This window comes from Xanthomonas sp. XNM01, from assembly GCF_014851915.1.
Lineage (GTDB): Bacteria > Pseudomonadota > Gammaproteobacteria > Xanthomonadales > Xanthomonadaceae > Pseudoxanthomonas.
Map to the genome: position 1 here is coordinate 436285 of NZ_JACVAP010000002.1, position 25600 is coordinate 461884.

A 25600-nucleotide genomic window follows, 5' to 3' on the forward strand; every position below is an offset into this window, starting at 1 on the left:
CACCGGAGGGATCGGGAGAATGATGCGGGCGGTTCTGAAGAGTCTGGTGATCGTGGCAGCCAGCGTTCTGCTGCTGGGGCTGGGGGTGTATCTGGCGTCGCGTGCGGTTGGCCCGAGCGCGGAGGAGGCCAGCGCGCTGGCGCTGCTCGACCGGCCTCAGCATGTCGGCGACCGGGATGGATCGGCGGCGCTGTACACGCTGGATCTGGACATGCCGGATGCGGAGCGCGAGCCCTTGCTGGCCGCTGATGTCGCACTGTTTGCGGCTGCGCAGCCGGATGGACAGGGCCGCAGGCGTTGGCGAAGCGGGCGGGAGCACTGGCCTGTCCTGGGGCGGAGCGGGCGCGATGATCCGAAGTGGTGTCACTCACGTGACTCGGACTGCCTGCAGCAGGTCCGTGCCGCACCGGAGGACTATGCGGCCCTGCTGGATCGCGACCGCGAACTGGTGGACCGGGTAGAGGCGCTGCTGGTCTACGACCATTTCCAGAACCGGTTTCCCTTCCGCCCGGACATGCCGTTACCGTCCTATCAGTGGTCGTTGCGGCCATTGACTCGCAATGCCCTGCGTTTTGCCACGGGTGAAGTCGATTTGGCATTGGCAGGGACGTGCAAGGGGATCACGCAGGGGCGCGTGCTGATCGACGCAGGCGACAATCTGATCGGCAGCATGCTCGGCGTCGCTCTGGTCCGGGGGCATGGTGAACTGCTGGCGTCGATGCTGGCCGAGCTGCCCCGGACATACCCGCTTCCCGACGCGTGTGCAGCTGCGCTGTCCCGGCCACTGCAGACCCAGCAGGCGACCTGCCGGGCGATGACCGCGGAGGGGCGCTGGTCGGTGAGCGGCATGAGGCAGATCGTGGCCGACACGCGTGATGCATCTGCCGGTATCGAGGGCATGTTTGGCTGGGTCGTTCTGGACGGCGAGCGCAGCGCTGCGCGTATTGCCCCCCGATTCACCTGGTTCTGCGGCGATCACGCCGCCGCGCTGGTCGAGTCCGATGCGCCGCTGGTGGACCCGTCCGGGCCACCGTCGCGCTGGTCGCTGGCCTGTGCATCGAACATTGCCGGCTGCATCCTGGCCGACATCGCTGCACCGGCCTACGTGGATTACGGACTTCGGTTCCAGGACAGTGAGGCACAGTTGCGGACGTTGTCGGCACTGTTGTGGCTGCGCGCGCGCCCGGGGCCGATCGATGCCGATGCCCTTGCCGCGCTGCCCGTCGACATGACCAGCGCGGCACGGCCGCTCCGCGTGGATGCAGAGGGCGCAACGCTGGGAACGCCGCTGTACTCACACCGTGAGAAACAGTCGGTAGCCGACGACGTCTGGCGCATCCCGCTCCCCGGCAGCCGCCTTCAGCCGGCGCCCGCGGCGCCCTGAGCCGGACGCCGATCCGGCTTGCGCCGCACGTAGACCTGCTTGCGGACCCGGGCGACGACCTCGCCGGAGGCGTCGGTCACCGCGTTCTCGAACCAGTGCAGGTATTTGGCGCCGCCGTCGGTGGCGGCCCGGATCTGCGCGAGCAGCGTGTCGTCCACGTCGAATGCGGTGGCGACCGTGCCGCGCCCGGGTTTGACGAACTCGATCTCGGCCGCCTTGTCCCAGACGTAGTAGTCGCGCCCGAGCTGGTGCATCAGCAGCAGCATCCAGAACGGGTCGGTCATCGCGAACAGGCTGCCGCCGAAGTGGGTGCCGACGTAGTTGCGGTTCCACGGCCGCATCCGCAGTTCGACGCGTGCGTGCCGGTAGTCGGGCGTGATCCGGGCGACGTGGATGCCGGTGAACAGGAACGGCGGCCACAGGTTCAGGCCGAGGCGGAACGTCGAGGCTTTCATCGAAGGGGGGCGGCGTGGCGAGGGGATCCGGAAGGCTAGCATACGCATGCGTATGCGAAGCCGGCCGCTCTTGCCACCCGCCCTTGCCCTCATCCGGTGCGCGTCGCCGCCGCGAACAGATCCTCCGCCGGTACCGGCGGCAGCGCGCCTTCCAGGGCCAGCAGGAAACGCTTGGTCGGCAGGCCGCCACCGAAGCCGGTCAGTGCGCCATCGGCGCCGATCACCCGATGGCAGGGCAGCACGATGGGAAGCGGGTTGCGTCCGTTCGCGGCGCCGACCGCACGGCTCGCCCCCGGCCGGGCGACGCGGCTGGCCAGGTCGCGGTAGCTGACCGTCGTGCCGAACGGGATCGTCGCCAGCGCATGCCAGACCTGGCGCTGGAAGTCGGTGCCCTGTGGGTCCAGCGGCAGGTCGAAGCCCTGCCGCTCACCGGCGAAGTAGGCGTCGAGCTGGCGGCGCGCCTCGTCCAGCAGCCGATGCCCGCCCTCGCGCCAGGCCGCGCTGCGGCGCACCGGATGCCGGTTCTCGGGGAACTCGATCGCGTGCAGGCCAGCGTCGGACGCGGCGACCAGCAGCGGTCCCACCGGGCTGGCGATGCGGGTATGGAAGATGGGGGTCATGCGGGCTTCCTCGGGGAGCGCGTGCGCGTGGCGCCGGTGCGACGTGCGCGTGGTGTCGTCGCGGCGGGGATGTTGCTGGCCGCCGGCCGTGCCTGCGGTGGCGATGCCGGGGTGGCGGAGGGCGCCGGCGCCGCGGCCGGCCTCATCGCCTCGCGCCACAGATGGATCACCGCGTAGCCGCGCCAGGGCCGCCAGCGTTCCGCCTCCAGCCGCAGTTGTCTGGCGCTCAGGCGACTGCCGTCGCCCGGCAAGGCCTTCTGCAGGACCAGGTCCTCGGCCGGGAACGCATCCGGATGCCCGAGTGCGCGCAGTGCGATGTACTGCGCGGTCCACGGGCCGATGCCGGGCAGGGCGGTCCATCGCGCGGTGATGTCGTCCAGCGTGCGGTCGGCGCGCAGGTCCACGCGTCCGTCGAGCAGGGCGCGGGCGATGCCGCGCACGGTGTCGGCACGCGCACGGGTCAGGCCGATCGCGGACAGGTCCGCGTCGGCCAGCGCGCCCGGCTCGGGAAACAGATGCTCCAGCCCAGGCCCCGGCGGGGCCGGCAACGGCGTGCCGAAGCGCTGCGCCAGGCGTGCGGTGACGGTCCGTGCGGCGGCCACGCTGACCTGCTGGCCGATGACCGCGCGCACCGCGATCTCGAAGCCGTCCCAGCCGCTGGGCAGGCGCAGGCCGGGGCGTCGGGCCAGCAGTGGCGCGAGCCGCGGATCGGCCGACAGCGTGGTGGCGATCGCATGCGGGTCGGCATCCAGATCGAACATCCGACGCAGGCGGGCGACCACGTCCAGCAGCGTGTCCGCGCGCGCGCCGTGCAGCTCCAGCCGCAGGGCGTGCTGGCCGCCGGGCCAGGCGGTGACGCGCAGGACGCCCGGCGCGGCACGGCTGCCGATCACCCGCGCGTAGCTGGTGTCGTCGACCGCCTCGACCCCGGGCAGCGCGCGACCGCGCAGGAAATCCAGCATCGCGGCGAGGTCGTACGGAGGGCGATAGCCCAGGCGCAGGACCAGCGGGCGCGCGGGATCGTGGCGCATGGCGCCGTCGGCCTCGTCGCGGCGCAGCGCCCGGGGCGCCATCCTGTAGGCCTCGAGGAAGGCGGCGTTGAACCGGCGCAGGCTGCCGAAGCCCGAAGCCAGCGCGACTTCGGTGACCGGCAGCGTGGTCTCGGTCAACAGCTGCTTGGCGAACAGCAGGCGACGGGTGCCATGCACGCCGATCGGCGGCGCGCCCAGGCGCTCGACGAACAGCCGTCGCAGCTGGCGCTCGCCCAGGTGCAGGCGCTCGGCCAGGGCCGGCAGCGGCTGGTCGGCCAGAAAGCCCTGGTCGATCAGCTTCAACGCCCGCGCCACGGTCTCGTCGCCGCGGCGCCAGGCGCCGTCCTCGGGCGCCAGTTCCGGCCGGCAGCGCAGACAGGGCCGGAAGCCGGCGCCTTCGGCCGCGGCCGCGCTGGGGTAGTAGTCGACGTTGGACGGCTTCGGCGGCGGTGCCGGGCAGACCGGCCGGCAGTAGATGCCGGTGCTGCGCACGGCGGTGAAGAACAGGCCGTCGAAGCGGGCGTCCCGGCTCAGCCGGGCCTGCTCGCAGACCCGGGCATCGGGGAGGGGGCTGGCGGTGGCGTCGGTGCGGGACATGCACGCAGGCTAGCACCGCCCCCCGCCGTGGACTGGCCGCTTTCGGACATCAATGCAGGCCGGCCGCCGGGTGCGGTTCAGCGCGCGCGCAGGGCGGGCTGCAGCACGGCCGGATCGCCGTCGCTGGGTGCGGCCCGGATGCCGAGCAGGCGCGCGAGCAACGGGTAGACGTGCACGTTGTCGAACGCCGGCAGTACCTTGCCTTCCGCGAAGGCCGGACCATGCGCGATGAACACCGCGCCCATCGACGGCAGTGCCGGGTCGTAGCCGTGCGAGCCGCGGTCGCGCACCGGCCGCCGCGCGATCGTCTCCGCACCCAGCGCGTCCCAGCCCTCGTCCATCTGGCACACGATCGGCGGCACCCGCGGGTGGCTGCCGTACGCCCAGCGCGCCGGCAGCTCCTGCCTGCGCCAGCAGGTGTACGGCGGATGCCTTCCCAGCAGCTGCCGCTCGACCGCGGCGGTCCGCCCCGGCTTCGGTGCGATGCCGATCACCTGGCCGACGCTGACCACGTCGGCATCGTCCGGCGCCACCATGTCCTCGACCGCGATCACCTGGCCGGCCGGCACCGACGCCATGCCGTGGTCGGAGACGATGACCAGGTTCACCTGGTCGTACTGGCCGCGCGCGCGCAGCGTGTCCACCAGGCGCCCGATCGCCGCGTCGGTGACGCGGATCGCCTCGTGCATCTGCGCCGAGTCCGGGCCATGGTCGTGGCCGGCCTTGTCGACCTTGTCGAAGTACAGCGTCATCAGCGCGGGGCGTTCGGCGTCGGGCAGCGCGAACCAGGCCAGGACCTGGTCGACGCGCGCCTGCTCGGTCATGTCGACGTCGAACGGGAACCAGGCATCGGGGTGCAGGCCTTGGATCGGCGCCTCGGTGCCGGGCCAGAACATCGCCGCGGTGCGCAGGCCGGCGCGGTGCGCGCCGATCCAGATCGGTTCGCCGCCCCACCAGCGGCCATCGCCGACGGCATCGCGGTCGCTGAGCCGGAAATCGCCCAGGCCCTCGTCGCGCATGCTGTTGTGGATGATGCCGTGGTGGTTCGGGCGCAGGCCGGTGACCAGGGTGTAGTGGTTGGGAAAGGTCAGCGACGGGTAGGAGGGATTCATCCGCTCCGCCCGCACGCCCGCGGCCGCGATCGCGTCCAGGTGCGGGGTTTCGCCGCGTCCGAGCAGGCGGGCAGGCAGGCCGTCCACGGAGACCAGCAGCAGCGTGGTCGGGGCGGGGTCGGCCACGGTGGCCGGACGGGAAAGAGGGCTGGTACAGGCGGCCAGCAGGAGCAGCGCGGCCAGCCAGGGCAGGCGTGCGGACAGAACGGTCATCAGGTCATGAACATGAAGCGGAACACATCCGCGACAGCTTGGCAGAGTTGCACGACCCCGTCATGACACCGATGCGCCCGCCAGATCATCCCGGTGAGTGCGCGCTGAAGCAGGGATGAGGCGGGGCTGAAGCGGCAAGATCCGCGTCCGGACGCTGCACCGTGCAGGCGCTATAACAGAGGCCTGCCCGTTGCCCGGAGCTTCTCCATGCACATGCCCGCCCGACCCCGTTTCGTGAGTGCACGCCTGGCCCTGGCCGTTGCGGCGTCGCTGGCCGCAGTACCGGTGCTGGCGCAGTCGGTGGTTCCATCGGTACAGCCGAACCGCTACACCACGCCGCCCCGGCAGGCCACGCAGGATGCACGCAGCAACCAGGACGCGCTGCGCCAGGCCAACCAGGAGGCCCAGCGTCGCCAGGGCGAGGCGAGCCGGCGGGCCGCGAACGACCAGGCACGCAACCAGATCGACGCGAACCGGCAGCGGATGGAGGCCGACCGCGCCCGTACCGAACGGCAGCGTGCCGCCGTGGCCGACGATCCGGTCGAATCCGAGCGCCTGCGCCAGGCGTTCGAGGCGCGCAGGCAGGCCTACGAACGCGAGCGCGAGGCGATCGAGCGGCAACGTGCCGCGGACGAGGCCCGCAATGCGGACCGCTCGCGTGACGGGGCCGACGTTCCCGCATCCACGCGCAGCCCCAGGCCGGCCGGCGGTGGCCGTCGCTGACGGAACGCCGTCCGCGACCCGCCTTCAGCCACGGCGCCGGCGTCCGTCTGTCGCAGGCTGTGGTGCCTGGCCGGCCACCAGCTCGTAGTGCGTGCCCAGGAACAACTGGCGCACGAAGGTGACGCAGTCGCCGCCGCGCCAGGTCTGGCGCTCGATGGTCAGGCAGGCGCTGCCGGCGGCGACCTGCAGGTGGCCTGCCTGGGTCGCATCGGCGGCGACCGCGCCGATCCGGTGCGTGGCGGTGGTCCAGGGAATCGTGTGCAGCAGCCAGCTGCCCGGCGAGGTGTCGGCGAAATCGCGCGTCAGCGCTTCCGGCAGCAGTTGCGGGTTGAGCAGGCGCGTTTCCAGCGCGAACGGCCGGCCGTTGGCCAGGTGCAGGCCGCGTAGTTCCAGCACCCGGCCGTCGTCGGCGCGCAGGTCCTGCTCCGGCGCCAGCGCGGGGCGAGCCGCGCGCCGCCGCCGCGACAGCAGTTCGAAGCGGTAGGCCATGCCGCGCTGGCTCACCTCCACCGCGATGTCCGGGATCTGCAGCGCCACCGATTCGATCTGCGGGTCGGGCGCGCGGACGTGGCTGCCCGAGCGCTTGCGGCGTATCACCAGGCGTTGCTCGACCAGCGCGCCCAGCGCCTTGTTCACCGTCATCCGCGAACAGCCGTACTCGGCCATCAGCGCGTGTTCGGGCGGGATCCGGTGGCCGGGCGGCCACGCGCCGCTGCGGATCCGCTGCTCGATGTCGTCGCGGATGCGCTGGTGCAGCGGGACGGGCTTCGTGTCGGGCATGGCGGGCCTGGAAGGAGCGGGCGGACGGGCGACGTCCCGGCCTGCTGCGCTGCGTCTGGACGCGGCGCGGCAGGGGTCCGTAATGTATATACATTACTGCCACGCCGTCTGCCGGAGACCCCGATGACCGTTCCGATCCTTCTCGTCCCCGGCCAGGTCGCGCTGGCGCAATGGCGTGCGGTGCTGCAGGGCGCACCGGTCGCCTTCGACGGCTCCAGCGCCGAGGCGGTGCGCCGCAGCGCGGCCACCATCGACGCGATCATCGCCAAGGGCGAGCCGGTCTACGGGGTCAACACCGGCTTCGGCAAGCTGGCCAGCGTGCGCATCGGCCGCGAGGACCTGGCCACGCTGCAGCGGAACATCGTGCTGTCGCATGCGGCCGGCGTCGGCGAGCCGATGCCGCTGCCGGTGGCGCGGCTGATGCTGGCGCTGAAGGCGACCAGCCTGGCCCAGGGCGCCTCCGGCATCCATCCGGAAACGCTGGCCCTGCTGCAGGCGATGATCGAGCGCGACGTGATTCCGCTGGTGCCGGCGCAGGGCTCGGTCGGTGCGTCCGGCGACCTGGCGCCGCTGTCGCACATGGCCTGCGCGATGCTCGGCATCGGCGAGGCCTTCCTGGCCGGCGAACGCATGCCGGCCGACGACGCGCTGCGGCGGGCCGGGCTGGCGCCGGTCGAACTGGGCGCGAAGGAAGGCCTGGCCCTGCTCAACGGCACCCAGTTCTCCACCGCCAATGCGCTGGCCGGGTTGTTCGCGGTCGAGGACGTGTTCCGCGCGGCGCTGGTCACCGGTGCGCTGTCGGTCGAGGCCGCGCGCGGCTCCGATACCCCGTTCGACCCGCGCATCCACACGCTGCGCCGGCACCGCGGCCAGATCGACGTCGCCGCCGCACTGCGCGGCCTGCTGCAGGGTTCGGCGATCCGCGCCTCGCACCTTGAGAACGACGAACGCGTGCAGGACCCGTACTGCCTGCGCTGCCAGCCGCAGGTGATGGGCGCCGCGCTGGACGTGATGCGCCAGGCCGCGGCCACGCTGGCCGACGAGGCCAATGGCGTGTCCGACAATCCGCTGGTGTTCGCCGACAGCGGCGAGGTGCTGTCTGGCGGCAACTTCCATGCCGAACCGGTGGCCTTCGCCGCCGACATGCTGGCGATGGCCGTCTGCGAGATCGGCTCGCTGTCCGAGCGACGCCTGGCGATGCTGGTCGACCCGGCGCTGTCCGGCCTGCCGGCCTTCCTGACCCCGCGGCCGGGCCTGAATTCGGGCTTCATGATTCCGCAGGTCACCGCCGCGGCGCTGGTCTCGGAAAACAAGCAGCGCGCGTATCCGGCCAGCGTCGACTCGATCCCGACCTCGGCCAACCAGGAGGACCACGTGTCGATGGCCGCGCATGGCGCGCGCCGGCTGGGCGAGATGGCGCGCAACGCCGCGCACGTGGTCGGCATCGAACTGCTGGCCGCGGTGCAGGGCTGCGACTTCCATGCGCCGCTGCGCTCCAGCGACACGCTCGAAGCCGCGCGCGCCGCGCTGCGCGCGCAGGTACCGACGCTGGACGATGACCGCCACATGCATCCGGACCTGCTGGCCGCGACCGCGCTGGTGCTCGACGGCGGCCTGGTCGCCGCCACCGGCCACGTGCTGCCCGGTATCGACGCCTGAGCACCTGTTCGACGTCCTGCCGCGCCTGTCTGCTGGCGCGCGTGCGGGCCTCGGAATGCGCTCGTATCACCGATACGCTGCGCGTCCCGGGCTCCGCCACACGACAGACGTCGAGCAGGCACTGATCCACACGCCATCCCGTTCCAGGAGACCGCCGTGACCCGCCACGATCCGTCCCGCACCATCCGCGCCCCGCGCGGCGCCACGCTGACCTGCCGCAGCTGGCTGACCGAAGCCCCGTTCCGCATGCTGCAGAACAACCTCGACCCGGACGTGGCCGAGCGCCCGGAAGATCTGGTCGTTTACGGCGGCATCGGCCGCGCCGCGCGCGACTGGCCGAGCTTCGATGCGATCCTCGACACGCTGAAGACGCTGGAGGACGACCAGACCCTGCTGGTGCAGTCCGGCAAGCCGGTCGGCGTGTTCCGCACCCATGCCGATGCGCCGCGCGTGCTGATCGCCAATTCCAACCTGGTGCCGCACTGGGCGACCTGGGAGCACTTCAACGAACTGGACCGCAAGGGCCTGGCGATGTACGGCCAGATGACCGCCGGTTCGTGGATCTACATCGGCAGCCAGGGCATCGTCCAGGGCACCTACGAGACCTTCGTCGAGATGGGGCGCCAGCACTACGGCGGCGACCTGACCGGGAAGTGGATCCTCACCGCCGGCCTCGGCGGCATGGGCGGCGCGCAGCCGCTGGCAGCGTCGCTGGCCGGCGCCAGCAGCCTGACCATCGAATGCCAGCAGAAGTGCATCGACTTCCGCCTGCGCACCCGCTACGTCGACGAGCAGGCCAGCGACCTCGACGACGCGCTGGCGCGGATCGCCAGGTACACCGCCGCCGGCGAAGCGAAGTCGATCGCGCTGCTTGGCAACGCTGCCGAGATCCTGCCCGAGCTGGTGCGCCGCGGCGTGCGCCCGGACTGCGTCACCGACCAGACCAGCGCGCACGACCCGGTGCACGGCTACCTGCCGGCCGGCTGGAGCGTCGAGCAGTGGCTGGCGGAGCAGACCGCGAATCCGGATGCCGTGCGCGACGCGGCCAAGGCCTCGATGCGCACCCATGTCGAGGCGATGCTGGCCTTCCACGCGCAGGGCATCCCGACCGTCGACTACGGCAACAACATCCGCCAGATGGCCCACGACGAAGGCCTGGCCAATGCCTTCGACTTCCCCGGTTTCGTGCCGGCCTACGTGCGCCCGCTGTTCTGCCGCGGCGTCGGCCCGTTCCGCTGGGTCGCGCTGAGCGGCGATCCGGAGGACATCGCCAAGACCGATGCCAAGGTCAAGGAACTGATCCCCGACGACCCGCACCTGCACCGCTGGCTGGACATGGCCGCCGAGCGCATCGCCTTCCAGGGCCTGCCGGCGCGGATCTGCTGGGTCGGCCTGGGCCTGCGCGACAAGCTCGGCCTGGCCTTCAACGAAATGGTCCGCAACGGCGAGCTGAAGGCGCCGGTGGTGATCGGCCGCGACCACCTGGACAGCGGCAGCGTGGCCTCGCCCAACCGCGAGACCGAGGCGATGGCCGACGGCTCGGATGCGGTCTCCGACTGGCCGCTGCTCAACGCGATGCTCAACGTCGCCGGTGGCGCGACCTGGGTCTCGCTGCACCACGGCGGTGGCGTCGGCATGGGCTACAGCCAGCACAGCGGCGTGGTCATCGTCTGCGACGGCAGCGAGGCGGCCGATGCGCGCATCGCGCGCGTGCTTTGGAACGACCCGGCCACCGGCGTGATGCGTCACGCCGATGCGGGCTATGCCATCGCGAAGGATTGCGCGCGCGAGCAGGGGCTGGACCTGCCGGGCATCCTCGGCTGAGGGCAGACGTCCGGCTTCGCGTCGCTGGGCGCGTCGCGTCCGGCCTCAGTCGCGCTGCTGCGCCCTGGCGCGCAGCAGCGCGGCGATCTCGTCCAGGCGTACCCGGATCGCGTCGAGCGCCACCAGCTGGCGCTCGTCCACCGAGGCCGGTGCCGGCAGCGCGGCGCGCTGGCGCAGTGCCTCGCGACGACGCAGGATGTCGTCGCGCAGCGCGTGCGCATCGACGATGCCCGCCAGCGACATGCTGTGCGCCTGGCCGGGGCTGCTGCCCGCGGTTTCGATGCGCAGCACGCTCAGATGGAACATGCGCAGCAGCGGACCTTCGATGAAGGTCACGTCCTGGATGTTCTCCAGCGGCACGGTCTTCTCGACCCGCAGCACGATGCCCTTGCGGAACTGCAGCGCGGTGTCGCTCAGCGTGCAGCCGAGCCGGTCGAAGTAATGCCGCGACCACCATTGGCCCACGCCCAGCAGCCACACGATGATCAGCGGCGAGAACACGATGGTCATCAGCAGGTAGAGCACCCCCATCAGCAGCAGGTAGCTGCGGATCAGCGGGTTGAAGCGCGCCTGCAGCGGCGCTGTGGTGGGGGAGGCTGGGTCCATGTCGGTGCCCTGGCGGAGAGCGGCGATTCTGCCACGACATCCCGCCCGCACCGTGCGGTCGCGACGGCCGCTCAGCAGTCCGGCGACAGTCCAGTGGCATAGCGCAGTCCCTGGCGCAGTTGCGCGAGGAAGTGCGGATCGGCATAGACCGACGCGTCGTGGCCGAGCCCGGTGTACCAGGTACGGCCGCCGTCGAACGCACGGCACCAGGCGATCGGGTGGTCCTCGCCCATCGTGCCGCCCTCGTACATGCCGGAATCGACCGTGGCGGTGACTTCGACATGCGGGCGCGGGTTGCGCTTGTAGTTGTAGATCTCGTCGCGGATCGGCCAGGACGCGCCGCTGCGCCGGCCGTCGCGCTCGGGCCGTATCACGGTGGACTGCAGGCCCGGTGGATGCTTGTGGAACCATGCGCCGACCAGCTCGCCGTACCACGGCCAGCCATGTTCGGTATCGGCCGCCGAATGCACGCCGACGAAGCCGCCACCGCCCCGGATGAAGTCCTGCAGCGCCTGCTGCTGGGCCTCGTCGAGCACGTCGCCGGTGGTGTTGGCGAACACCACCGCCCGATAGCCGGCCAGGCGCCCGGCCTCGAACACGCCGGCATCCTCGCTGGCATCGGCCTGCATCCCCTGTTCGTGGGCCACGCGGACCAGCGTCTCCACCGCTACCGGGATCGAGTCGTGCCGGAACTTGGCGGTCTTGCTGAAGACCAGCACGCGCGCGTGGTCCTGGTGGGCGACCGGCGCTGCGATGGTCTGGGACGAGGGCGCCAGCACCAGGGCGGCGGCGAGGAGAAGGGAAAGCGGGGCGATTGTCATCCGGCGATGATGCCAGCCGCGCATGGCGATCGCGCCCTGCATCGCAGCATCGTCGCGGTCAACGCGTGCGTTCGGCGAGAAAGGCGTGCAGGTCGTCGATGTCTTCGCGCAGCAGTTCCGGCAGCGTCGGCAGTGCGGGAGGCGGACGCAGCTGCAGCCAGGCCAGCGCGAGCGCCCGCAGCGGACCCGCGGCACCGGCGATGGCGCCCGGGTCCGGACGCGCGCGCGACGGGCCCGGCATGCCGGCCGGATCGCGTTCGGCATCCCAGCAGGCGGCCAGCACGCGATACGCCAGGCGCTGGCAGGTGGCGACCGCCGGCCACCACGTGGCCGCATCGCGGCGTTCGCCTGCCGAGCCGGCCACCGCATCGTCGACCGCCTGCGCCAGCTGGAAACAGCGATGCTGGAGGTCGCGGCGCGCCTGGCGCGCGGGCGGCCGGGTGACGTCGCCATCGGCCAGCATCAGGCAGGCCTGGCGGATCGCCAGCAGGCAGTGGCCGATGCCGGCGCTGAGCGTGCGCGCGTCGTTGCGCGGCCGCAGCCAGCGGAAGGCGAGCAGCGCGCAGGCGCAGCCGAGCAACGTATCCACGCCGCGCTCCAGCAGCAGTCCGCCGAGGTCGTCCACCGCGTGGCCGCCGCTGGCGATGGTCAGGGCGATGCCGGTGATGAACACCACCGCGATCGCGTAGTTGCGGACCACGGCGATCTCGATCGCGAACTGCAGCGCCATGATCGTCACCACCAGCCAGAGGCCGTCCGGATGCAGCCACAGGATCGCGCCGGCCAGCAGCAGCCCGACCCAGGTGCCCAGCGTGCGTTCCAGGCTGCGCTGCAGCGTGCGCGGCCAGTCCAGGCCCTGGTGCAGCATCAGCAGCGCGGCGGCGATCGCCCAGTACGCGCGGTGCAGGTCCAGCAGGCCGGCCAGCACACCGGCCAGCAGCGTGGCCAGCCCGACGCGCAGCACGGTGCGCAGCGCGTTCGAGCCCCACGCCAGCCCTTCGCGCAGCCGCGTCCACGAATGCGGGTAGCCGTGGGGAATGGCCGAGGCCGGCAGGTCCGGTGGCCGCTGCACAGGCGGTTGCGTGGCCGCCGCGATCAGCGCGCCGGCCTGCGCGCGCCACTGTGCGAGGGTGGTGGCATCGGGCGTGGCGTCGATCGTCGCGGCGAACAGCAGATGCAGGTCGCGGTTCAGCCCGCGCAGCCGCGCCAGTTCGCCCCGTGGCCGGGCCGGGATCGGCTGGAAGCCGACCAGGGTCTGCCAGCTCTCGTGCAGCGCCTGCGCGGCGGTGCGCCTGGCGCTGTCGGCATCGGGCGAGGCGAGGGCGTCGATGCAGGCGATGACGGCCCGTCCTGCGCGCACCACCGCGCTGCGCTCCGGCCCACGCGGCCACAGCAGCGCGCCGGCCATGTGCAGCAGCCAGGCGAAGCCGCCGCCGGCCAGCACCAGCAGGCCGGCGTGCCAGGCGGAAAGATGCTGCGCGGGCATCGCGGTGCCCGCGGCGCAGGCCAGCACGAACAGATAGGCGCCGGGCGGGCCGAGGCGGCAGGCGTTGCTGAGCCAGGTCGCGGTCATCGCCACCAGCGCCAGGGCCGGCACCACCAGCCAGGGCAGCCGTTCCAGCCACAGGCCGAGGATCACCGCCGCCGCCAGCGCGACGGCGATGGCGGCCAGGACCAGGCCGCGCGACGGGTAAGGGCGGCTGCCCGCGTACAGCGCGGTGAATCCGCCGATCGTGGCCATCATGCCGGCGGGCAGGTCGCCGGCCAGCCACCCGCACAGTACGGGCACCCCCATGGCCAGCGCCGCGCGCAGGGCGAAGGCCCAGCGCAGCGGCGGCGCCTGGCCGATCCGGCCGATCTCGGTCAGCAGCCGGCGTGGCGAGGAGGGAGGCGGGGACGGCGGCGCGGGCGGCAGCGATCGGACCATCGCCGCATGGTAGGCGACCGCAGGTCGCCGGCGCCTTCATGCCGCTCATGCGGGATGACCGAACTGCTAGGCTGCGCGCTCCGCAGACAAGGAGCACGTCGCATGACGATCGAACTGCAGTACCTCGCCTGGGCCGTCGTGCTCGGGTTCGCCCAGTTGCTGCTGGCCGACCTGCTGATGACCCGGCAGCGCGGCATGGCCTGGAACACCAGCGCACGCGATGGCGAACCCAAGCCGCTGACCGGCGCGGCCGGGCGCGCCGACCGCGCGTTCCGCAACTTCCTCGAGACCTTCCCGTTCTTCGCCGCCGTGGTCCTGGCCGCGGTCGTGGCCGACCGTACCGACGCGCTGACCGCGCTCGGCGTGCAGCTCTACCTGTGGGCCCGCGTGGTCTACGTGCCGCTGTATGTAGCCGGCATCCCGTACCTGCGCTCGCTGGCATGGATGGTGGCGGTGGTCGGCGGCGGACTGGTGCTGCAGGCGCTGTTCTAGGAGCGTGCGCCGCAGGCGCTGGCGCCCACGTTCATTCGACATTGATCCAGCCGGCGGCACAGGCCCTAGACTGGGGACGCCCCCGTCACCGCGCCCTGCCCAGGGTTTCCGAGTCGATGCTGCGTTCCCTGCTGATCCCGCTCTGCCTTGTCGTGTCGCTGGCCGCCTGCCAGCGTGATCCGGCGACCACACTGACGGTCATCGAGACCCAGGAAGTCGCCAGTCCCGAGGAGGGCGGCGCGGTCAGTACCGCGCCGGTGCAGCCGGCGCCGGCACCGCCCCAGGCCGCGCCGGCGCCCGTGCCGGCCGCACCGGACTGGTCGCCGCTGGAGCTCGCGGCGGACCACGCCTGGCTGGGCTGCACGCTGGACTATGTCGACGGCGACGGCGAACCGTTGACCGACCTGGGGCGCGAGTCGCTGCAGTCCGCGCTCGCACCCTGCGTCGCCGCCGACGTGGTCCGGCTGCGTTACCGCGGCAAGATCAACAGCGACCTGGTGGCGCTGGTCGAGCGGGTGACCCGGACCGCCGACGCGCTGGGCATCGACAGCCGCGTGCTGGACATCGATTCGGCCGGCGGCCAGGTCGAGGATGCGATCCGCGTCGGCGACTGGATCGGCGGCTCGCACTGGACGATCTGGATCCGCGAGGACTCGGTCTGCCACAGCGCCTGCGTGTTCGTGCTCGGCGCCGGCGACGTGCGCGTGGTAGGTGGCCGGGTCGGCATCCACCGCATCATCCGCCTCAGTTCCACCGCCACCACCCGCGCCCAGCTCAATGCCGAGCTGACCGCCGTCTACGGGCGCGTGCGCGAGTATCTGGAGCGCAACGGCGTCTCCACGGTGCTGGCCGACCTGATGAAGTCCGTGCCCAACCGCAGCCTGCGCCTGCTGACCCACGACGAGCTGCGCCAGTACGGGCTCGATGGCGTCAATCCGGCGCAGGACGACCTGGACCGCGTGCGCCTGCTGGCCAAGTGCGGCGACGACTTCATGCGTCGGCGCGACGCCTACGTGCGTGCGTTCGACGACCGCTGCCGCGCGCCGGGGCGCGAGGTCGCGGCCCTGAACACCTGTGGGCTGGAACTGCGCGGCAGCTTCGGCTTCCCGGATGAGACATGCCCGATCGAGAGCCCGTTGTCCGAGTTCAATGCGCTGGCCGCGGCCGGCAAGGACGCCGGGGACGATGCCGCGGACGCCGGCGCCGACGCGGCCACCGGGGCGTCGGGCAGCGGCGGCGACCGCAGCCTGGCCCAGGACCGCGCCCGCACGCCGCGGCCCGATGATGGCGGCTGAGCCCGTCGCGGCCGCGGACGGCCCCGTCGCCGCCGACTGCGGCGCCGCGCTGGACGCGTTGCGCGGATTCGTCGCTGCGCATCGCCGCCTGTTCGTACTGACCGGCGCCGGCTGCAGCACCGGCTCGGGCATCCCCGACTACCGCGACGAGGCCGGCGCCTGGAAGCGGCCGCAGCCGGTGACCTTCCAGGCCTTCACCGGCGAGGACGCGGTGCGTCGCCGCTACTGGGCGCGCAGCCTGGTCGGCTGGCCGCGTTTCGCTGCCGCCCTGCCCAACGACACCCACCACGCGCTGGCGGCACTGGAAGCGCAGGGCAGGGTCGAACTGCTGCTGACCCAGAACGTCGACCGCCTGCACCAGGCCGCCGGCAGCCGCGCGGTGATCGACCTGCATGGCCGCCTGGACCGGGTCCGCTGCCTGGCCTGCGGCGACGACAGCGCCCGCGCCGACCTGCAGCAGCGGCTGCTGGCCGCCAATCCCGGCTGGGCGGAACTGCCGGCCGGCGTCGCCCCGGACGGCGATGCCGATCTGGAGGGCGTGGACTTCTCCGGGTTCGCGGTGCCGGCCTGCCTGCGCTGCGGCGGCATGCTCAAGCCAGACGTGGTGTTCTTCGGCGAGAGCGTGCCGCGCGATCGGGTGCAGCAGGCGCTGGACCGCCTGCAGGCGGCCGATGCGGTCCTGGTGGTCGGCTCCTCGCTGATGGTGTGGTCCGGCTACCGGTTCGTGCGCCAGGCCGCGCTGGCCGGGCTGCCGGTGGCGGCGGTCAATCTCGGCCGCACCCGCGCCGACGCGCTGCTCGCGCTGAAGGTTGCATGGCCGTGCGGGCCGGCGCTGGCGGCGCTGCTGCCGGCCCCCGGGCGGGCGGTCCCGGCTCCGGCCGGCGGCGCGTGAAGCGGGCGCGGGGCTGAATCGCGGCTACGCGCGTGCCGGCGGAAGGCGCGACAAGCGGCCCGCAACAGCGCACAATACGCGATTCTTCCGCCGCGCCGTCCTGGCGCGCGCCGCCGGAGCACCGGATGTCCGCCCCAGATCAAACTCCCCCCGCCGCGCCGCGTTTCGGCGATCTCGGCCTGCCCGAACCGTTGCTCGCCGCCCTGAGCGCGGTCGGCTACGAATCCCCGTCGCCGATCCAGGCGGCCACCATCCCGGCGCTGCTGTCGGGCCGCGACGTGCTGGGCACCGCCCAGACCGGCACCGGCAAGACCGCTGCGTTCGCGCTGCCGGTGCTGGCACGGCTGCAGACCAACCGGACCAAGCCGCAGGCGCTGGTATTGGCGCCCACGCGCGAACTGGCCATCCAGGTCGCCGAGGCGTTCCAGCGCTATGCGGTCAACATTCCCGGCTTCCACGTGCTGCCGATCTACGGCGGCCAGGGCTATGGTCCGCAGCTGGCGGCGCTGCGCCGCGGCGTGCACGTCGTGGTCGGTACCCCGGGCCGTGTCATCGACCATCTGAACCGCGGCACCCTGGACCTGTCCGAACTGGACTGCCTGGTCCTGGACGAGGCCGACGAGATGCTGCGCATGGGCTTCATCGACGACGTCGAGGCCGTGCTGAAGAAGCTGCCGGAGAAGCGTCAGGTGGCGCTGTTCTCGGCGACGATGCCGCCGCCGATCCGGCGCATCGCCCAGACCTACCTGAACGACCCGGCCGAAGTCACCATCGCGGCCAAGACCACCACGTCGGCCAACATCCGCCAGCGCTACTGGTTCGTCAGCGGCATGCACAAGCTGGACGCGCTGACCCGGATCATCGAGGCCGAGCCGTTCGACGCGATGATCGTGTTCGCGCGGACCAAGGCCGGCACCGAGGAACTGGCGCAGAAGCTGCAGGCCCGTGGCCAGGCAGCCGCCGCGATCAACGGCGACATCCAGCAGCAGCAGCGCGAGCGCACCATCCAGCAGCTGAAGGACGGCAAGCTGGACGTGCTGGTGGCCACCGACGTGGCCGCCCGCGGCCTGGACGTGGAGCGGATCAGCCACGTGCTGAACTACGACATCCCGTACGACACCGAGAGCTACGTGCACCGGATCGGCCGTACCGGCCGTGCCGGCCGCAGCGGCGAGGCGATCCTGTTCGTCACCCCGCGCGAGAAGGGCATGCTGCGCGCGATCGAGCGCGCCACCCGGCAGCCGATCGAGGAGATGCGCCTGCCGTCGGTCGAGGCGGTCAACGACCGTCGCGTCGCCCGCTTCTTCGAGAAGATCTCCGGCGCGCTGGAAGCCGGCGGCCTGGAGCCGTACCGCGACCTGGTCGCCCGCTACGCCGGCGAGCATGGTCTGCCCGAGTCCGAGGTGGCCGCCGCGCTGGCCAGGCTGCTGCAGGGCGACACGCCGCTGTTCCTGGAAGCCAACGATCCGCCGCCGCGTGCGCCGCGCTTCGAGCGCGAGGCGCGTGAACCGCGTGAGGGTGGTCGCGAGCGCGACGAGCGCCGTGGTCCGCGCCCGCCGCGCGAGCACGACGACGGCTTCGCCCCGCGTCCGCCGCGTGCGCCCAAGCCGCCGCGCGAGGCGCCGTCCGCCGGCATGGAGACCTACCGGGTCGAGGTCGGCCACATGCATGGCGTGAAGCCGGGCAACATCGTCGGCGCGATCGCCAACGAGGCCGGGCTGGAGAGCCGCTTCATCGGCCGCATCGACATCCACGACGACCACTCGATCCTGGACCTGCCTGAAGGCATGCCGCAGGAGATCATGTCGCACCTGCAGAAGGCCTGGGTGGTCGGCCAGCAGCTGCGGATCAGCCGCTGGGACGGCACCACGCCGCCGCCGTCCAATGCGGGCCCGCGCCCGCCACGTCCGCCGCGCCCGGGTGGCTTCGCCGGCCGTGGTCCGGGCAAGCCGCCGCACCGGAAGGGACCGCCGCGCTGAATGCGGCCGACCCCGCCCGTTCCGTCGCCGGAACGCTGCGGGGTCCGTGACCGGCGTCGCTGGCACGGTACTTGCAGAGCGTCATGGAGATGCGGCCGCCACGCGGCCGCACCGGTGGTTCCGTGACGGAGTGCGAGGGCGTGATCGGGTCGGTCTGGAAACAGTGGAAAGCCGTATTGCTGCTGGGCCTTCTGGGTCTGGCCGCTGACGCGTCCGCGCACCATGGTGACCGCGACCACGCCTATCTGGTGACCGGCGAGGCGACCACCGAGCAGACGCCCGCGCGCCGCTGCGCACCGGAGATGCTGGCCGGGCTCGACCAGCACGCGCAGATCCCGGCACCGGCCGAGGGCTGGTCCGGTGCGCCGCAGGCGGTGGACGTGTTCAACGTCTTCGCCGGCGAAGTGATGCTGCGCCAGGGCGACCGCCAGATCTGCGGGCGGATGCACGACGCGCGCACCCGCGATTCGCGGTTCCGCGCCGGCATCGGCCTGGTGGTGGTGCCCGAGGCGGGCAGCCGTGAGCCGATCCATGTCGCGTGGCGCACGCCGCTGCGCGAGCGCTGGATCCCGACCCTCCGCCTGGGCGGGCCGAGCCCGGTCCAGCAGGCCGATACGTTCCGGCTGATCGTGCGCACCGCCTGCATGGCGATCGCGCTGGCGCTGGCGTTCTCCGCGCTGATGGGCTTCGTCGGCGCGCGCGACCGCGCCTTCCTCAACCACACCGTGATCTGCCTGATGCTGCTGCTGTGGCAGGCGGTGCTCAGTGGCCTGTCCGGCTATCCCGAGCCCTGGCTGCCGGTGGGCGATGCCGAAGCCTGGTGGCTGCTGGGCCTGTCCTTCACCGGCAGCGCCGCGTTGCTGTACGGCCTGTGGGCGCTCTCCGGCGGCGTGCAGCTGTGGCCCAGGCTGCGCCATCTGTCGCGCTGGGTCACCCGGGTGCTGCTCGCGCTGGCGGTGGTGACGCCGCTGCTGCCCTATGCGTATCTGCCGTTCATGGCGGCGTTGCTGGACCTGGGCTTCGCCATCGCCTGCGTCGCGATCCTCGTGGTGGCCTGCGTGGCGCTATGGCGCCGCGATTCCGGCGCGCTGCGCGTGGTGGTCGCGCTGGTACCGTTCCTGGCGATGACGGTCGGCGATCTGTGCGACAGCCATCTGCTGCTCGAATACCGGGTCGAGGCGATCCAGCTGTCGATCACCTGGTTCCTGATCGTGATGGCCTATGCGCTCAAGCGCCGCTACGGGCAACTGCGCGAGCAGCGCGACGCGATGCAGCTGCTGGCCGACACCGATGCGCTGACCGGGCTGCCCAACCGGCGTGCCGGCCTGGCCCGGCTCGAGCGCCTGCTGCGTCAGGCCCGCAGCAGCCAGCGCGAGCTGGCGGTGGGTTTCGTCGACATCGACCTGTTCAAGCGGATCAACGACGTCTACGGGCATGCGGTCGGCGACCGGGTGCTGGTGGCGGTGGCCGACGCGCTGGGCGCGTCGGTGCGCGAACGCCGCGATGTGGTCCGGATGGGCGGCGAGGAGTTCCTGGTGCTGCTGCCGGGCATCGGCGGCGCCACCGCGCAGGCGCGCCTGGAATCGATGCGCCGGCGCGTGGGCGAGGCGGGCGCGCGGCTGGGCGTGGCCGGCCTGGACGTCACCGCGAGCATCGGCCTGGCCACCCTGCGCGCCGAGGACGCGGACAGCGCCGCGCTGCTGCGCCGTGCCGACGAGGCGATGTACCGCGCCAAGCAGGCCGGACGCGACCGCGTCGTCGACGCCGCTGCCGCCACCGCTGAGCGGTCCCCGGCGGCGTGAGCCGCACGTCGGGGCGGGCCGGTGCGCCCGCGTTGCCCGCTGGCTGCGGCGATCGCGGATAATCGCCGCCATGACGACCCGACTGAACAAACACATCGCCGAAACCGGCTTCTGCTCCCGCCGCGAGGCCGATCGCCTGATCGGCGAACGCCGGGTCACCGTCAACGGCATCGTCGCCGGCACCGGCGCGGTGGTCGGCGAGGACGACACCGTGCTGGTCGACGGCCAGCCGCTGCGCACGCGCGTGGCGAAGAAGCCCGGCGCGCGCCGCCATGTCTACATCGCGCTGAACAAGCCGGTCGGGATCACCTGCACCACCGAGAGCTCGGTCAAGGGCAACATCGTCGACTTCGTCGGCCACGAGCAGCGGATCTTTCCGGTCGGGCGCCTGGACAAGGATTCCGAAGGGCTGATCCTGATGACCAGCAACGGCGACATCGTCAACCAGATCCTGCGCGCGGAGAACCGGCACCAGAAGGAGTACCTGGTGGCGGTGAACAAGCCGGTGACCGACGAGTTCCTGCGCGGCATGGCCCGCGGCGTGCGCATCCACAACGAGACCACGCTGCCGTGCCGGACCTCGCGGATCGCCAAGCTCGGCTTCCGGATCGTGCTCGAGCAGGGCCTGAACCGGCAGATCCGCCTGATGGCCGCCGCGTTCGACTACCGCGTGACCCAGCTGCGCCGCGTGCGCATCGACAACATCAAGCTCGGCGCGCTCAAGCCCGGCCAGTGGCGCAACCTGACCGACGCCGAGCTGCGCGGCCTGCTGCCGGGGCGCGAGGACTGGTAAGTCCGCGGTCTTGATCGGGATCATGCCGGCGACTGGAGCCGGCGCTACCATCGGGGCGTGATGACCCCGATGGAGGCGTGGCGATGAGGATCCTGCTTGCGGTGGACGACAGTGCGGTCGGCGAGGCCGTGGTCAAGCGCGTGGCCAAGCTGGCGAAGAAGCTCAGGGACGCACCCGAACTGCACGTGCTCAGCGCGGTGCCGCGGCTGTCGAAGGCGGCCGAGAAGGAGTTCGGCAAGGCCGGCCCGGTGCGCTATTACGACGGCCAGTTCGAGGCGGCGCTGGCGCCGTTGCGGCCGCTGCTGGCGCGCACGAAGCTGAGCGTGGTCGAGCGCAAGGCGATCGGCGACATCGTGCCGACGATCCTGGACGAGGCGAAGAAGGCCAGGGCCGACATGATCGTGATCGGCAGCCACGGCAAGGGCGCGCTGAAGAGCCTGCTGGTCGGTTCGGTCACGCAGAAGGTGATCGCTCTGAGCCCGCTGCCGGTGCTGGTGGTGCGCTGAGGGCGCCACCGGTCACAGGACGGCGCATGACGCGCGGATGCCGGGCGTGCGCGCGACGCCTGGCGTCTGGCATCGCGCTTCGAAGGGACACCTAAGGAACGCCGGGGTGCGCTGCGCGAAGCGGACGCGTCGGATGAGGTCTTCCGCAGCGATGTCCAGCAGCATCCGGTGTCGGACGCGGTGTGCATGCCCTTGACGACGACGGTCGCTCCAGGGCGCGGCAGGCATCGCGCCGCCGGATGCCTCAATCCACCAGCTGCTTGGCTTCCGAGGTGCCGAGCACCTCCGGGTGCTGCACCGGCGTGCCGCGCCGGCGGCGCTGCAGCAGCGGATCCAGGCAGACCGCGGCCAGCAGGATAGCCACGCCGAGGTAGAACAGCGGCGTGAGTTCGCGCTGCTCACCCAGCAGCACGATCGCCAGCACGATCGCGTAGACCGGTTCCAGATTGGTCGCCAGCTGCACCGTGTAGGCGCTGATGTGGCGCAGCGCGACCAGCGACAGGGCGAACGGCAGCAGGGTGCAGGCCAGGGCGAGGGTGAGCAGCAGGACGCCGTCGCGCAGGTCCGGCAGCACGAACAGCGCACCGCCGAACGCGGGAAACAGCAGCGGCATCAGCGGCGCAAGCGCGGTCAGGGCCAGCGTGCCGGCGCCCAGCTCGACCGCGGTCACGGTCAGCGGGTCGGCGTGCTCGACCATGCGCTTGTTGAACGAGCCGAAGATCGCGACCAGGAAGGCCGACAGGGCGCCGACCGCGACGCCGATCCGCATGCCGTCCGGCACGCCACCCACGACCAGCGCCACGCCGGGCAGTGCGGCCAGGCCGAACACCAGCTCGCGCGGGCGGAACGGCCGCCGGGCGACCAGCGGTTCGATCAACGCGGTGAACACCGGCGCCAGCGCGATGCAGGTCGCCGCCACCGACGCGTTGGCCAGTTTGATCGCGCCATAGAAGGTTAGCCAGTGCAGGGCGACCACCACGCCGATGCCGGCGTAGGCGGCGGTCAGCCGCGGCGGCAGCGCACGCAGTCCGCGCCAGACCGCCGGCACCAGCGCCAGTGCCGCGACCACCAGCAGCATCCGCCACCACACCAGCGGCAGCGCCGCCAGCGTGATCAGCTTGCCGAGGATCGCGGTGATGCCCCAGAGCAGCACGCAGAAGTGGATTTGCAGGTGCGCCTTCGCGCTCGGGGTCATGGCCATGGCGCGGATTATCGCTGGCGCCATGGCTGCTCCGATAGCGGTCGGCCACGCATTCGGCCGCGCCGCCGGCATTGGCTCAGGCGGGGCTGCCGAGCCGTTCGATCAGCGCCATCGCCGCGGCCGGGTTGCGCTCCTTGGCCGCGGAAATGAAGAACACGAACACCTCGCGCTCCTTCGCCGGCACCGCGTCGCTCCGGCCGGCATGCGGCAGTGCGTCCGGGTCCTCGCCGCGCGCCCATGCCTGTGCGAGCGCGGCCCAGCGGTCCAGCGCCTGCGGCGCATATCCGGTCGCCCGCTCCGCCTGCGAGCGCATCAGCCGCGCATAGACGAAATCGGCGGTGAGGTCGGCGAACGACGGGTGTTCGTCCGAATCGGTGAACACGGTGGCCACGCCGTGGCGGCGGGCGAGGGCGAGCAGGTCCTCGCCGACCACGTCCGGGTCGCGGATCTCCAGCGCATGGCGCAGCCGGCGCCCGCGCACCGCATGCGGCAGCAGGGCAAGGAAATCGTCCAGTTCGGCCAGGTCCAGCCGCCGGGTGCGGTCGAACTGCCAGGACAGCACGGCCAGGCGGTCGCCCAGCTCGGTGATGCCGCCGACGAAGTCCTCGACCTGGTGGCCGGTGCCGGCCAGCCGGCGCGCGCCGACGATCCGCTTCGGCGCCTTGGCGGTGAACACGAAGCCCTCGGGTGTTTCGTCGCGCCACTTCGCGTAGGTCGCCGGCGACTGGGTGCCGTAGTAGGTGCCGTTGATCTCGATCGCGGTCAGCTGGCGACTGGCGTATTCCAGCTCACGGCGCTGGACCAGGCCGGCCGGATAGAAGTTGCTGCGCCAGGGCGCGTAGGTCCAGCCTCCAACGCCGACATGGATCGGGCTGGTGGCGGCGCGGGTGGCGAACAGGTCGGACATGCGGCGGAAGACGGAGCGGGCGTGATCACGATCATAGCGAGGCGCGGTGCAGGCCGGGTCCACGTCCGCACGCGCACCCGGCCGGCCGCATTGCCTACAATCGGCGCTCCTTCCGTTCCAGCAGGCCATCGCGCATGCCTCCGCGCCCGCTCCGTTCCTTCATGCAGGGCCTGGCCCTCAGCGGCCTGTGCGCGCTCGCGCCGGCCCATGCCGATGCCGGCAACGACGCGCCGCTGGACATCGCCGCGCTCGACGCGCATGTCGAGCGGGTCCGCGAACGCTTCGAGGTGCCGGGCATCGCGGTGGCGGTGATCCAGGACGGCAAGGTGGTGGTCGAGCGCGGCTGGGGCGTGCGCGAACTCGGCAAGCCCGAACCGGTGGACGCGCACACGCTGTTCGCGATCGCCTCCAACACCAAGGCCTTCACCGCGGCCGCGCTGTCGATGCTCGCCGACGAAGGCAGGCTGAAGATGGACGACCGGGTGATCGACCATCTGCCCTGGTTCCGGATGTCGGACGCCTACGTCACCCGCGAGATGCGCATCCGCGACCTGCTGACCCACCGCAGCGGCCTGGGCCTGGGCGCCGGCGACCTGCTGTTCTGGCCCGGCAGCGACTACAGCACCACCGAGGTCGTGCAGCGGCTGAAGGACGTGCCGCTGGCGCGCGGCTTCCGCGACAGCTACGCCTACGACAACATCCTGTATGCGGCCGCGACGCTGGTGATCGAGCAGGTCTCGGGCCAGTCCTACGCGCAGTTCGTGCAGCAGCGCATCCTCGACCCGCTGGGCATGGACGGCACCCGCGCCAACGCCGATGCGCTGCGCGCCGGCGACGCGGTCGCCATCGGCCATGCCAGGGCCGACTTCACCACGCTGCAGCCGACCTTCCCGCTGACCTGGCACAACGCGTCCGGCGCCGGCGGGATCTACTCCAGCGTGCACGACATGGGGCTGTGGGTCGCCGCGCAGCTGGCCAAAGGCGCCTACACCGACCGCGACGGACGCCTGCAGCGCCTGTTCTCGCCGGCGCGGCAGAAGGCGATGTGGTCGCTGCTGTCGCCGATGAACATCGCCGAGCCCGCGGTGCCGTCGCTGGCCGCCGCGCGCCCCGATTTCCAGGGCTACGGCGAGGGCTGGATCGTGTCGTCCTACCGCGGCGAGAAGCTGGTCTGGCACACCGGCGGCTGGCCGGGCATGGTCTCGCGCGTGACCCTGGTGCCGGGGCGCAACCTGGGCGTCGTGGTGCTGACCAACCAGGAATCGGGCGCGGCGTTCAACGCCATCACGATGGAACTGCTGGACAGCGTGCTGCGCCCGGCCGAGCGCACCGACTGGATCGGCGCGTACGCCGCCGCCAGCGACAAGGCCCGCGGCCAGGCCGAGCGCCACTGGCGCGAGCGCGAGCAGGCGCGCGCCACCGGCAGCCGGCCCTCGCTGCCCCTGGCCGGCTACGCAGGCACCTACCGCGATGCGTGGTACGGCGACGTCGAGGTCCGCGAGCAGCGCGGCCGGCTGGTGCTGCGCTTCACCCGTACGCCGTTGCTGGTCGGCGAGCTGCAGCACTGGCAGCACGACACCTTCCTGGTGAAGTGGAACGACCGTACCCTCAACGGCGATGCCTTCGTCAGCTTCGCGCTCGACCCGGACGGCGCCGTGCGCGAGGCGCGGATGGAGGCGGCCTCGGAGATGACCGATTTCAGCTTCGATTTCCAGGACCTGCTGCTGAAGCGGCAGTAGGAGCGGGCTCGACCGCGACCGTCGTGCCTGGTGACGTATTGGCCAGAACAGACGGATGGTGGTCGGCTTCGCGCGGCCTGCTGCATGCGGATCGTCTGCTGATGCAGGAGCGGGCTCGACCGCGACCGCCATGCCCGGTGACGCATCGGCCAGGACGGGTGGATGGCGGTCGGCCTCAAGCGGCCTCCTGCAGGCGGGGCCGTCGTTGTAGGAGCGGGCTCGACCGCGACCGCCATGACCCG

The 25600-nt window shown here is 72.0% G+C and carries 22 protein-coding genes; 12 read left to right on the top strand and 10 right to left on the bottom strand.

Annotation, left to right across the window (positions count from 1 at the left end):
- Positions 1–22 precede the first annotated feature (22 nt).
- A complete protein-coding gene (locus IB242_RS09650) occupies positions 23–1384 on the top strand; it encodes a hypothetical protein (protein ID WP_192278558.1) in 1362 nt (453 codons plus the stop codon).
- Here the strand turns inward: IB242_RS09650 and IB242_RS09655 are convergent.
- The 4 genes from IB242_RS09655 to IB242_RS09670 form a co-directional block, all read right to left on the bottom strand.
- A complete protein-coding gene (locus IB242_RS09655) occupies positions 1360–1839 on the bottom strand; it encodes a DUF4442 domain-containing protein (RefSeq protein ID WP_192278560.1) in 480 nt (159 codons plus the stop codon). The two genes, IB242_RS09650 and IB242_RS09655, sit on opposite strands and share 25 nt — an antisense overlap.
- 89 nt (positions 1840–1928) lie before the next feature.
- Positions 1929–2459 carry a methylated-DNA--[protein]-cysteine S-methyltransferase gene (locus IB242_RS09660; RefSeq protein WP_192278562.1) on the bottom strand — a complete coding sequence of 177 codons (531 nt, stop codon included), beginning with the start codon at positions 2457–2459 and terminating at the stop codon, positions 1929–1931.
- A complete protein-coding gene (locus tag IB242_RS09665; RefSeq protein ID WP_192278564.1) occupies positions 2456–4087 on the bottom strand; it encodes a DNA-3-methyladenine glycosylase 2 in 1632 nt (543 codons plus the stop codon). The genes IB242_RS09660 and IB242_RS09665 overlap by 4 nt, the downstream gene beginning before the upstream one ends.
- A 77-nt stretch (positions 4088–4164) precedes the next feature.
- On the bottom strand, positions 4165–5412 hold the full coding sequence (locus IB242_RS09670; RefSeq protein WP_192278566.1) for an ectonucleotide pyrophosphatase/phosphodiesterase: 1248 nt from the start codon (positions 5410–5412) through the stop codon (positions 4165–4167).
- A gap of 207 nt (positions 5413–5619) precedes the next feature.
- Here IB242_RS09670 and IB242_RS09675 point away from each other — a divergent pair, with 207 nt between their 5' ends.
- Positions 5620–6135, top strand: a complete 516-nt coding sequence (locus tag IB242_RS09675) for a hypothetical protein (RefSeq protein ID WP_192278568.1) — start codon at positions 5620–5622, stop codon at positions 6133–6135.
- 24 nt (positions 6136–6159) lie between these two features.
- On the opposite strand, the gene hutC is transcribed toward IB242_RS09675, so the two are convergent.
- Positions 6160–6915, bottom strand: coding sequence for a histidine utilization repressor (gene hutC / locus IB242_RS09680; RefSeq protein ID WP_192278570.1), 756 nt, complete (start codon positions 6913–6915; stop codon positions 6160–6162).
- 123 nt (positions 6916–7038) lie between these two features.
- Between hutC and hutH the strand changes: the two genes are divergently transcribed.
- A complete protein-coding gene (gene hutH / locus IB242_RS09685) occupies positions 7039–8574 on the top strand; it encodes a histidine ammonia-lyase (RefSeq protein ID WP_192278571.1) in 1536 nt (511 codons plus the stop codon).
- Positions 8575–8730: 156 nt separating this feature from the next.
- On the top strand, positions 8731–10398 hold the full coding sequence (hutU, locus tag IB242_RS09690) for a urocanate hydratase (protein WP_192278573.1): 1668 nt from the start codon (positions 8731–8733) through the stop codon (positions 10396–10398).
- Positions 10399–10443: 45 nt separating this feature from the next.
- On the opposite strand, the gene IB242_RS09695 is transcribed toward hutU, so the two are convergent.
- The 3 genes from IB242_RS09695 to IB242_RS09705 form a co-directional block, all read right to left on the bottom strand.
- The gene (locus tag IB242_RS09695; protein WP_192278575.1) at positions 10444–11004 is read right to left on the bottom strand and encodes a PH domain-containing protein; all 561 of its coding nucleotides are present in this window, start codon (positions 11002–11004) and stop codon (positions 10444–10446) included.
- 71 nt (positions 11005–11075) lie between these two features.
- The gene (locus tag IB242_RS09700; protein ID WP_192278577.1) at positions 11076–11825 is read right to left on the bottom strand and encodes a ThuA domain-containing protein; all 750 of its coding nucleotides are present in this window, start codon (positions 11823–11825) and stop codon (positions 11076–11078) included.
- A 58-nt stretch (positions 11826–11883) separates the two neighbouring features.
- The gene (locus IB242_RS09705) at positions 11884–13752 is read right to left on the bottom strand and encodes an FUSC family protein (RefSeq protein ID WP_192278579.1); all 1869 of its coding nucleotides are present in this window, start codon (positions 13750–13752) and stop codon (positions 11884–11886) included.
- Between the two features lie 102 nt (positions 13753–13854).
- Here IB242_RS09705 and IB242_RS09710 point away from each other — a divergent pair, with 102 nt between their 5' ends.
- The 7 genes from IB242_RS09710 (at position 13855) to IB242_RS09740 (ending at position 21511) form a co-directional block, all read left to right on the top strand.
- Positions 13855–14244, top strand: a complete 390-nt coding sequence (locus tag IB242_RS09710; protein WP_192278581.1) for an MAPEG family protein — start codon at positions 13855–13857, stop codon at positions 14242–14244.
- A 116-nt stretch (positions 14245–14360) separates the two neighbouring features.
- Positions 14361–15539, top strand: coding sequence for a hypothetical protein (locus tag IB242_RS09715; protein WP_192278582.1), 1179 nt, complete (start codon positions 14361–14363; stop codon positions 15537–15539).
- A complete protein-coding gene (locus IB242_RS09720) occupies positions 15529–16431 on the top strand; it encodes an NAD-dependent protein deacetylase (protein WP_192278584.1) in 903 nt (300 codons plus the stop codon). The genes IB242_RS09715 and IB242_RS09720 overlap by 11 nt, the downstream gene beginning before the upstream one ends.
- Before the next feature lie 125 nt (positions 16432–16556).
- The gene (locus IB242_RS09725; protein ID WP_192278586.1) at positions 16557–18410 is read left to right on the top strand and encodes a DEAD/DEAH box helicase; all 1854 of its coding nucleotides are present in this window, start codon (positions 16557–16559) and stop codon (positions 18408–18410) included.
- A gap of 140 nt (positions 18411–18550) precedes the next feature.
- Complete coding sequence (locus IB242_RS09730; RefSeq protein ID WP_343237117.1) at positions 18551–20212, top strand: diguanylate cyclase; 1662 nt, start codon at positions 18551–18553, stop codon at positions 20210–20212.
- A 70-nt stretch (positions 20213–20282) separates the two neighbouring features.
- Positions 20283–21005 (top strand): pseudouridine synthase, encoded by a 723-nt coding sequence (locus IB242_RS09735; protein ID WP_192278590.1) that lies wholly within the window; start codon positions 20283–20285, stop codon positions 21003–21005.
- Between the two features lie 83 nt (positions 21006–21088).
- Positions 21089–21511 (top strand): universal stress protein, encoded by a 423-nt coding sequence (locus tag IB242_RS09740; protein ID WP_192278592.1) that lies wholly within the window; start codon positions 21089–21091, stop codon positions 21509–21511.
- Positions 21512–21755: 244 nt separating this feature from the next.
- Here IB242_RS09740 and IB242_RS09745 read toward each other — a convergent pair whose 3' ends face one another.
- Positions 21756–22712 (bottom strand): DMT family transporter, encoded by a 957-nt coding sequence (locus tag IB242_RS09745; protein WP_192278594.1) that lies wholly within the window; start codon positions 22710–22712, stop codon positions 21756–21758.
- A gap of 76 nt (positions 22713–22788) precedes the next feature.
- Complete coding sequence (locus IB242_RS09750) at positions 22789–23619, bottom strand: DUF72 domain-containing protein (protein WP_192278596.1); 831 nt, start codon at positions 23617–23619, stop codon at positions 22789–22791.
- 161 nt (positions 23620–23780) lie between these two features.
- Between IB242_RS09750 and IB242_RS09755 the strand changes: the two genes are divergently transcribed.
- Positions 23781–25358, top strand: coding sequence for a serine hydrolase (locus tag IB242_RS09755; RefSeq protein ID WP_225540375.1), 1578 nt, complete (start codon positions 23781–23783; stop codon positions 25356–25358).
- The last annotated feature ends 242 nt before the right edge of the window (positions 25359–25600 follow it).

Coding starts and splice junctions, on each gene's coding strand:
- IB242_RS09650 (WP_192278558.1), top strand. CDS start 23: ATGCGGGCGGTTCTGAAGAGTCTGGTGATCGTGGCAGCCAGCGTTCTG.
- IB242_RS09655 (WP_192278560.1), bottom strand. CDS start 1,839: ATGAAAGCCTCGACGTTCCGCCTCGGCCTGAACCTGTGGCCGCCGTTC.
- IB242_RS09660 (WP_192278562.1), bottom strand. CDS start 2,459: ATGACCCCCATCTTCCATACCCGCATCGCCAGCCCGGTGGGACCGCTG.
- IB242_RS09665 (WP_192278564.1), bottom strand. CDS start 4,087: ATGTCCCGCACCGACGCCACCGCCAGCCCCCTCCCCGATGCCCGGGTC.
- IB242_RS09670 (WP_192278566.1), bottom strand. CDS start 5,412: ATGACCGTTCTGTCCGCACGCCTGCCCTGGCTGGCCGCGCTGCTCCTG.
- IB242_RS09675 (WP_192278568.1), top strand. CDS start 5,620: ATGCACATGCCCGCCCGACCCCGTTTCGTGAGTGCACGCCTGGCCCTG.
- hutC (WP_192278570.1), bottom strand. CDS start 6,915: ATGCCCGACACGAAGCCCGTCCCGCTGCACCAGCGCATCCGCGACGAC.
- hutH (WP_192278571.1), top strand. CDS start 7,039: ATGACCGTTCCGATCCTTCTCGTCCCCGGCCAGGTCGCGCTGGCGCAA.
- IB242_RS09695 (WP_192278575.1), bottom strand. CDS start 11,004: ATGGACCCAGCCTCCCCCACCACAGCGCCGCTGCAGGCGCGCTTCAAC.
- IB242_RS09700 (WP_192278577.1), bottom strand. CDS start 11,825: ATGACAATCGCCCCGCTTTCCCTTCTCCTCGCCGCCGCCCTGGTGCTG.
- IB242_RS09705 (WP_192278579.1), bottom strand. CDS start 13,752: ATGGTCCGATCGCTGCCGCCCGCGCCGCCGTCCCCGCCTCCCTCCTCG.
- IB242_RS09710 (WP_192278581.1), top strand. CDS start 13,855: ATGACGATCGAACTGCAGTACCTCGCCTGGGCCGTCGTGCTCGGGTTC.
- IB242_RS09715 (WP_192278582.1), top strand. CDS start 14,361: ATGCTGCGTTCCCTGCTGATCCCGCTCTGCCTTGTCGTGTCGCTGGCC.
- IB242_RS09720 (WP_192278584.1), top strand. CDS start 15,529: ATGGCGGCTGAGCCCGTCGCGGCCGCGGACGGCCCCGTCGCCGCCGAC.
- IB242_RS09725 (WP_192278586.1), top strand. CDS start 16,557: ATGTCCGCCCCAGATCAAACTCCCCCCGCCGCGCCGCGTTTCGGCGAT.
- IB242_RS09735 (WP_192278590.1), top strand. CDS start 20,283: ATGACGACCCGACTGAACAAACACATCGCCGAAACCGGCTTCTGCTCC.
- IB242_RS09740 (WP_192278592.1), top strand. CDS start 21,089: ATGAGGATCCTGCTTGCGGTGGACGACAGTGCGGTCGGCGAGGCCGTG.
- IB242_RS09745 (WP_192278594.1), bottom strand. CDS start 22,712: ATGGCCATGACCCCGAGCGCGAAGGCGCACCTGCAAATCCACTTCTGC.
- IB242_RS09750 (WP_192278596.1), bottom strand. CDS start 23,619: ATGTCCGACCTGTTCGCCACCCGCGCCGCCACCAGCCCGATCCATGTC.
- IB242_RS09755 (WP_225540375.1), top strand. CDS start 23,781: ATGCAGGGCCTGGCCCTCAGCGGCCTGTGCGCGCTCGCGCCGGCCCAT.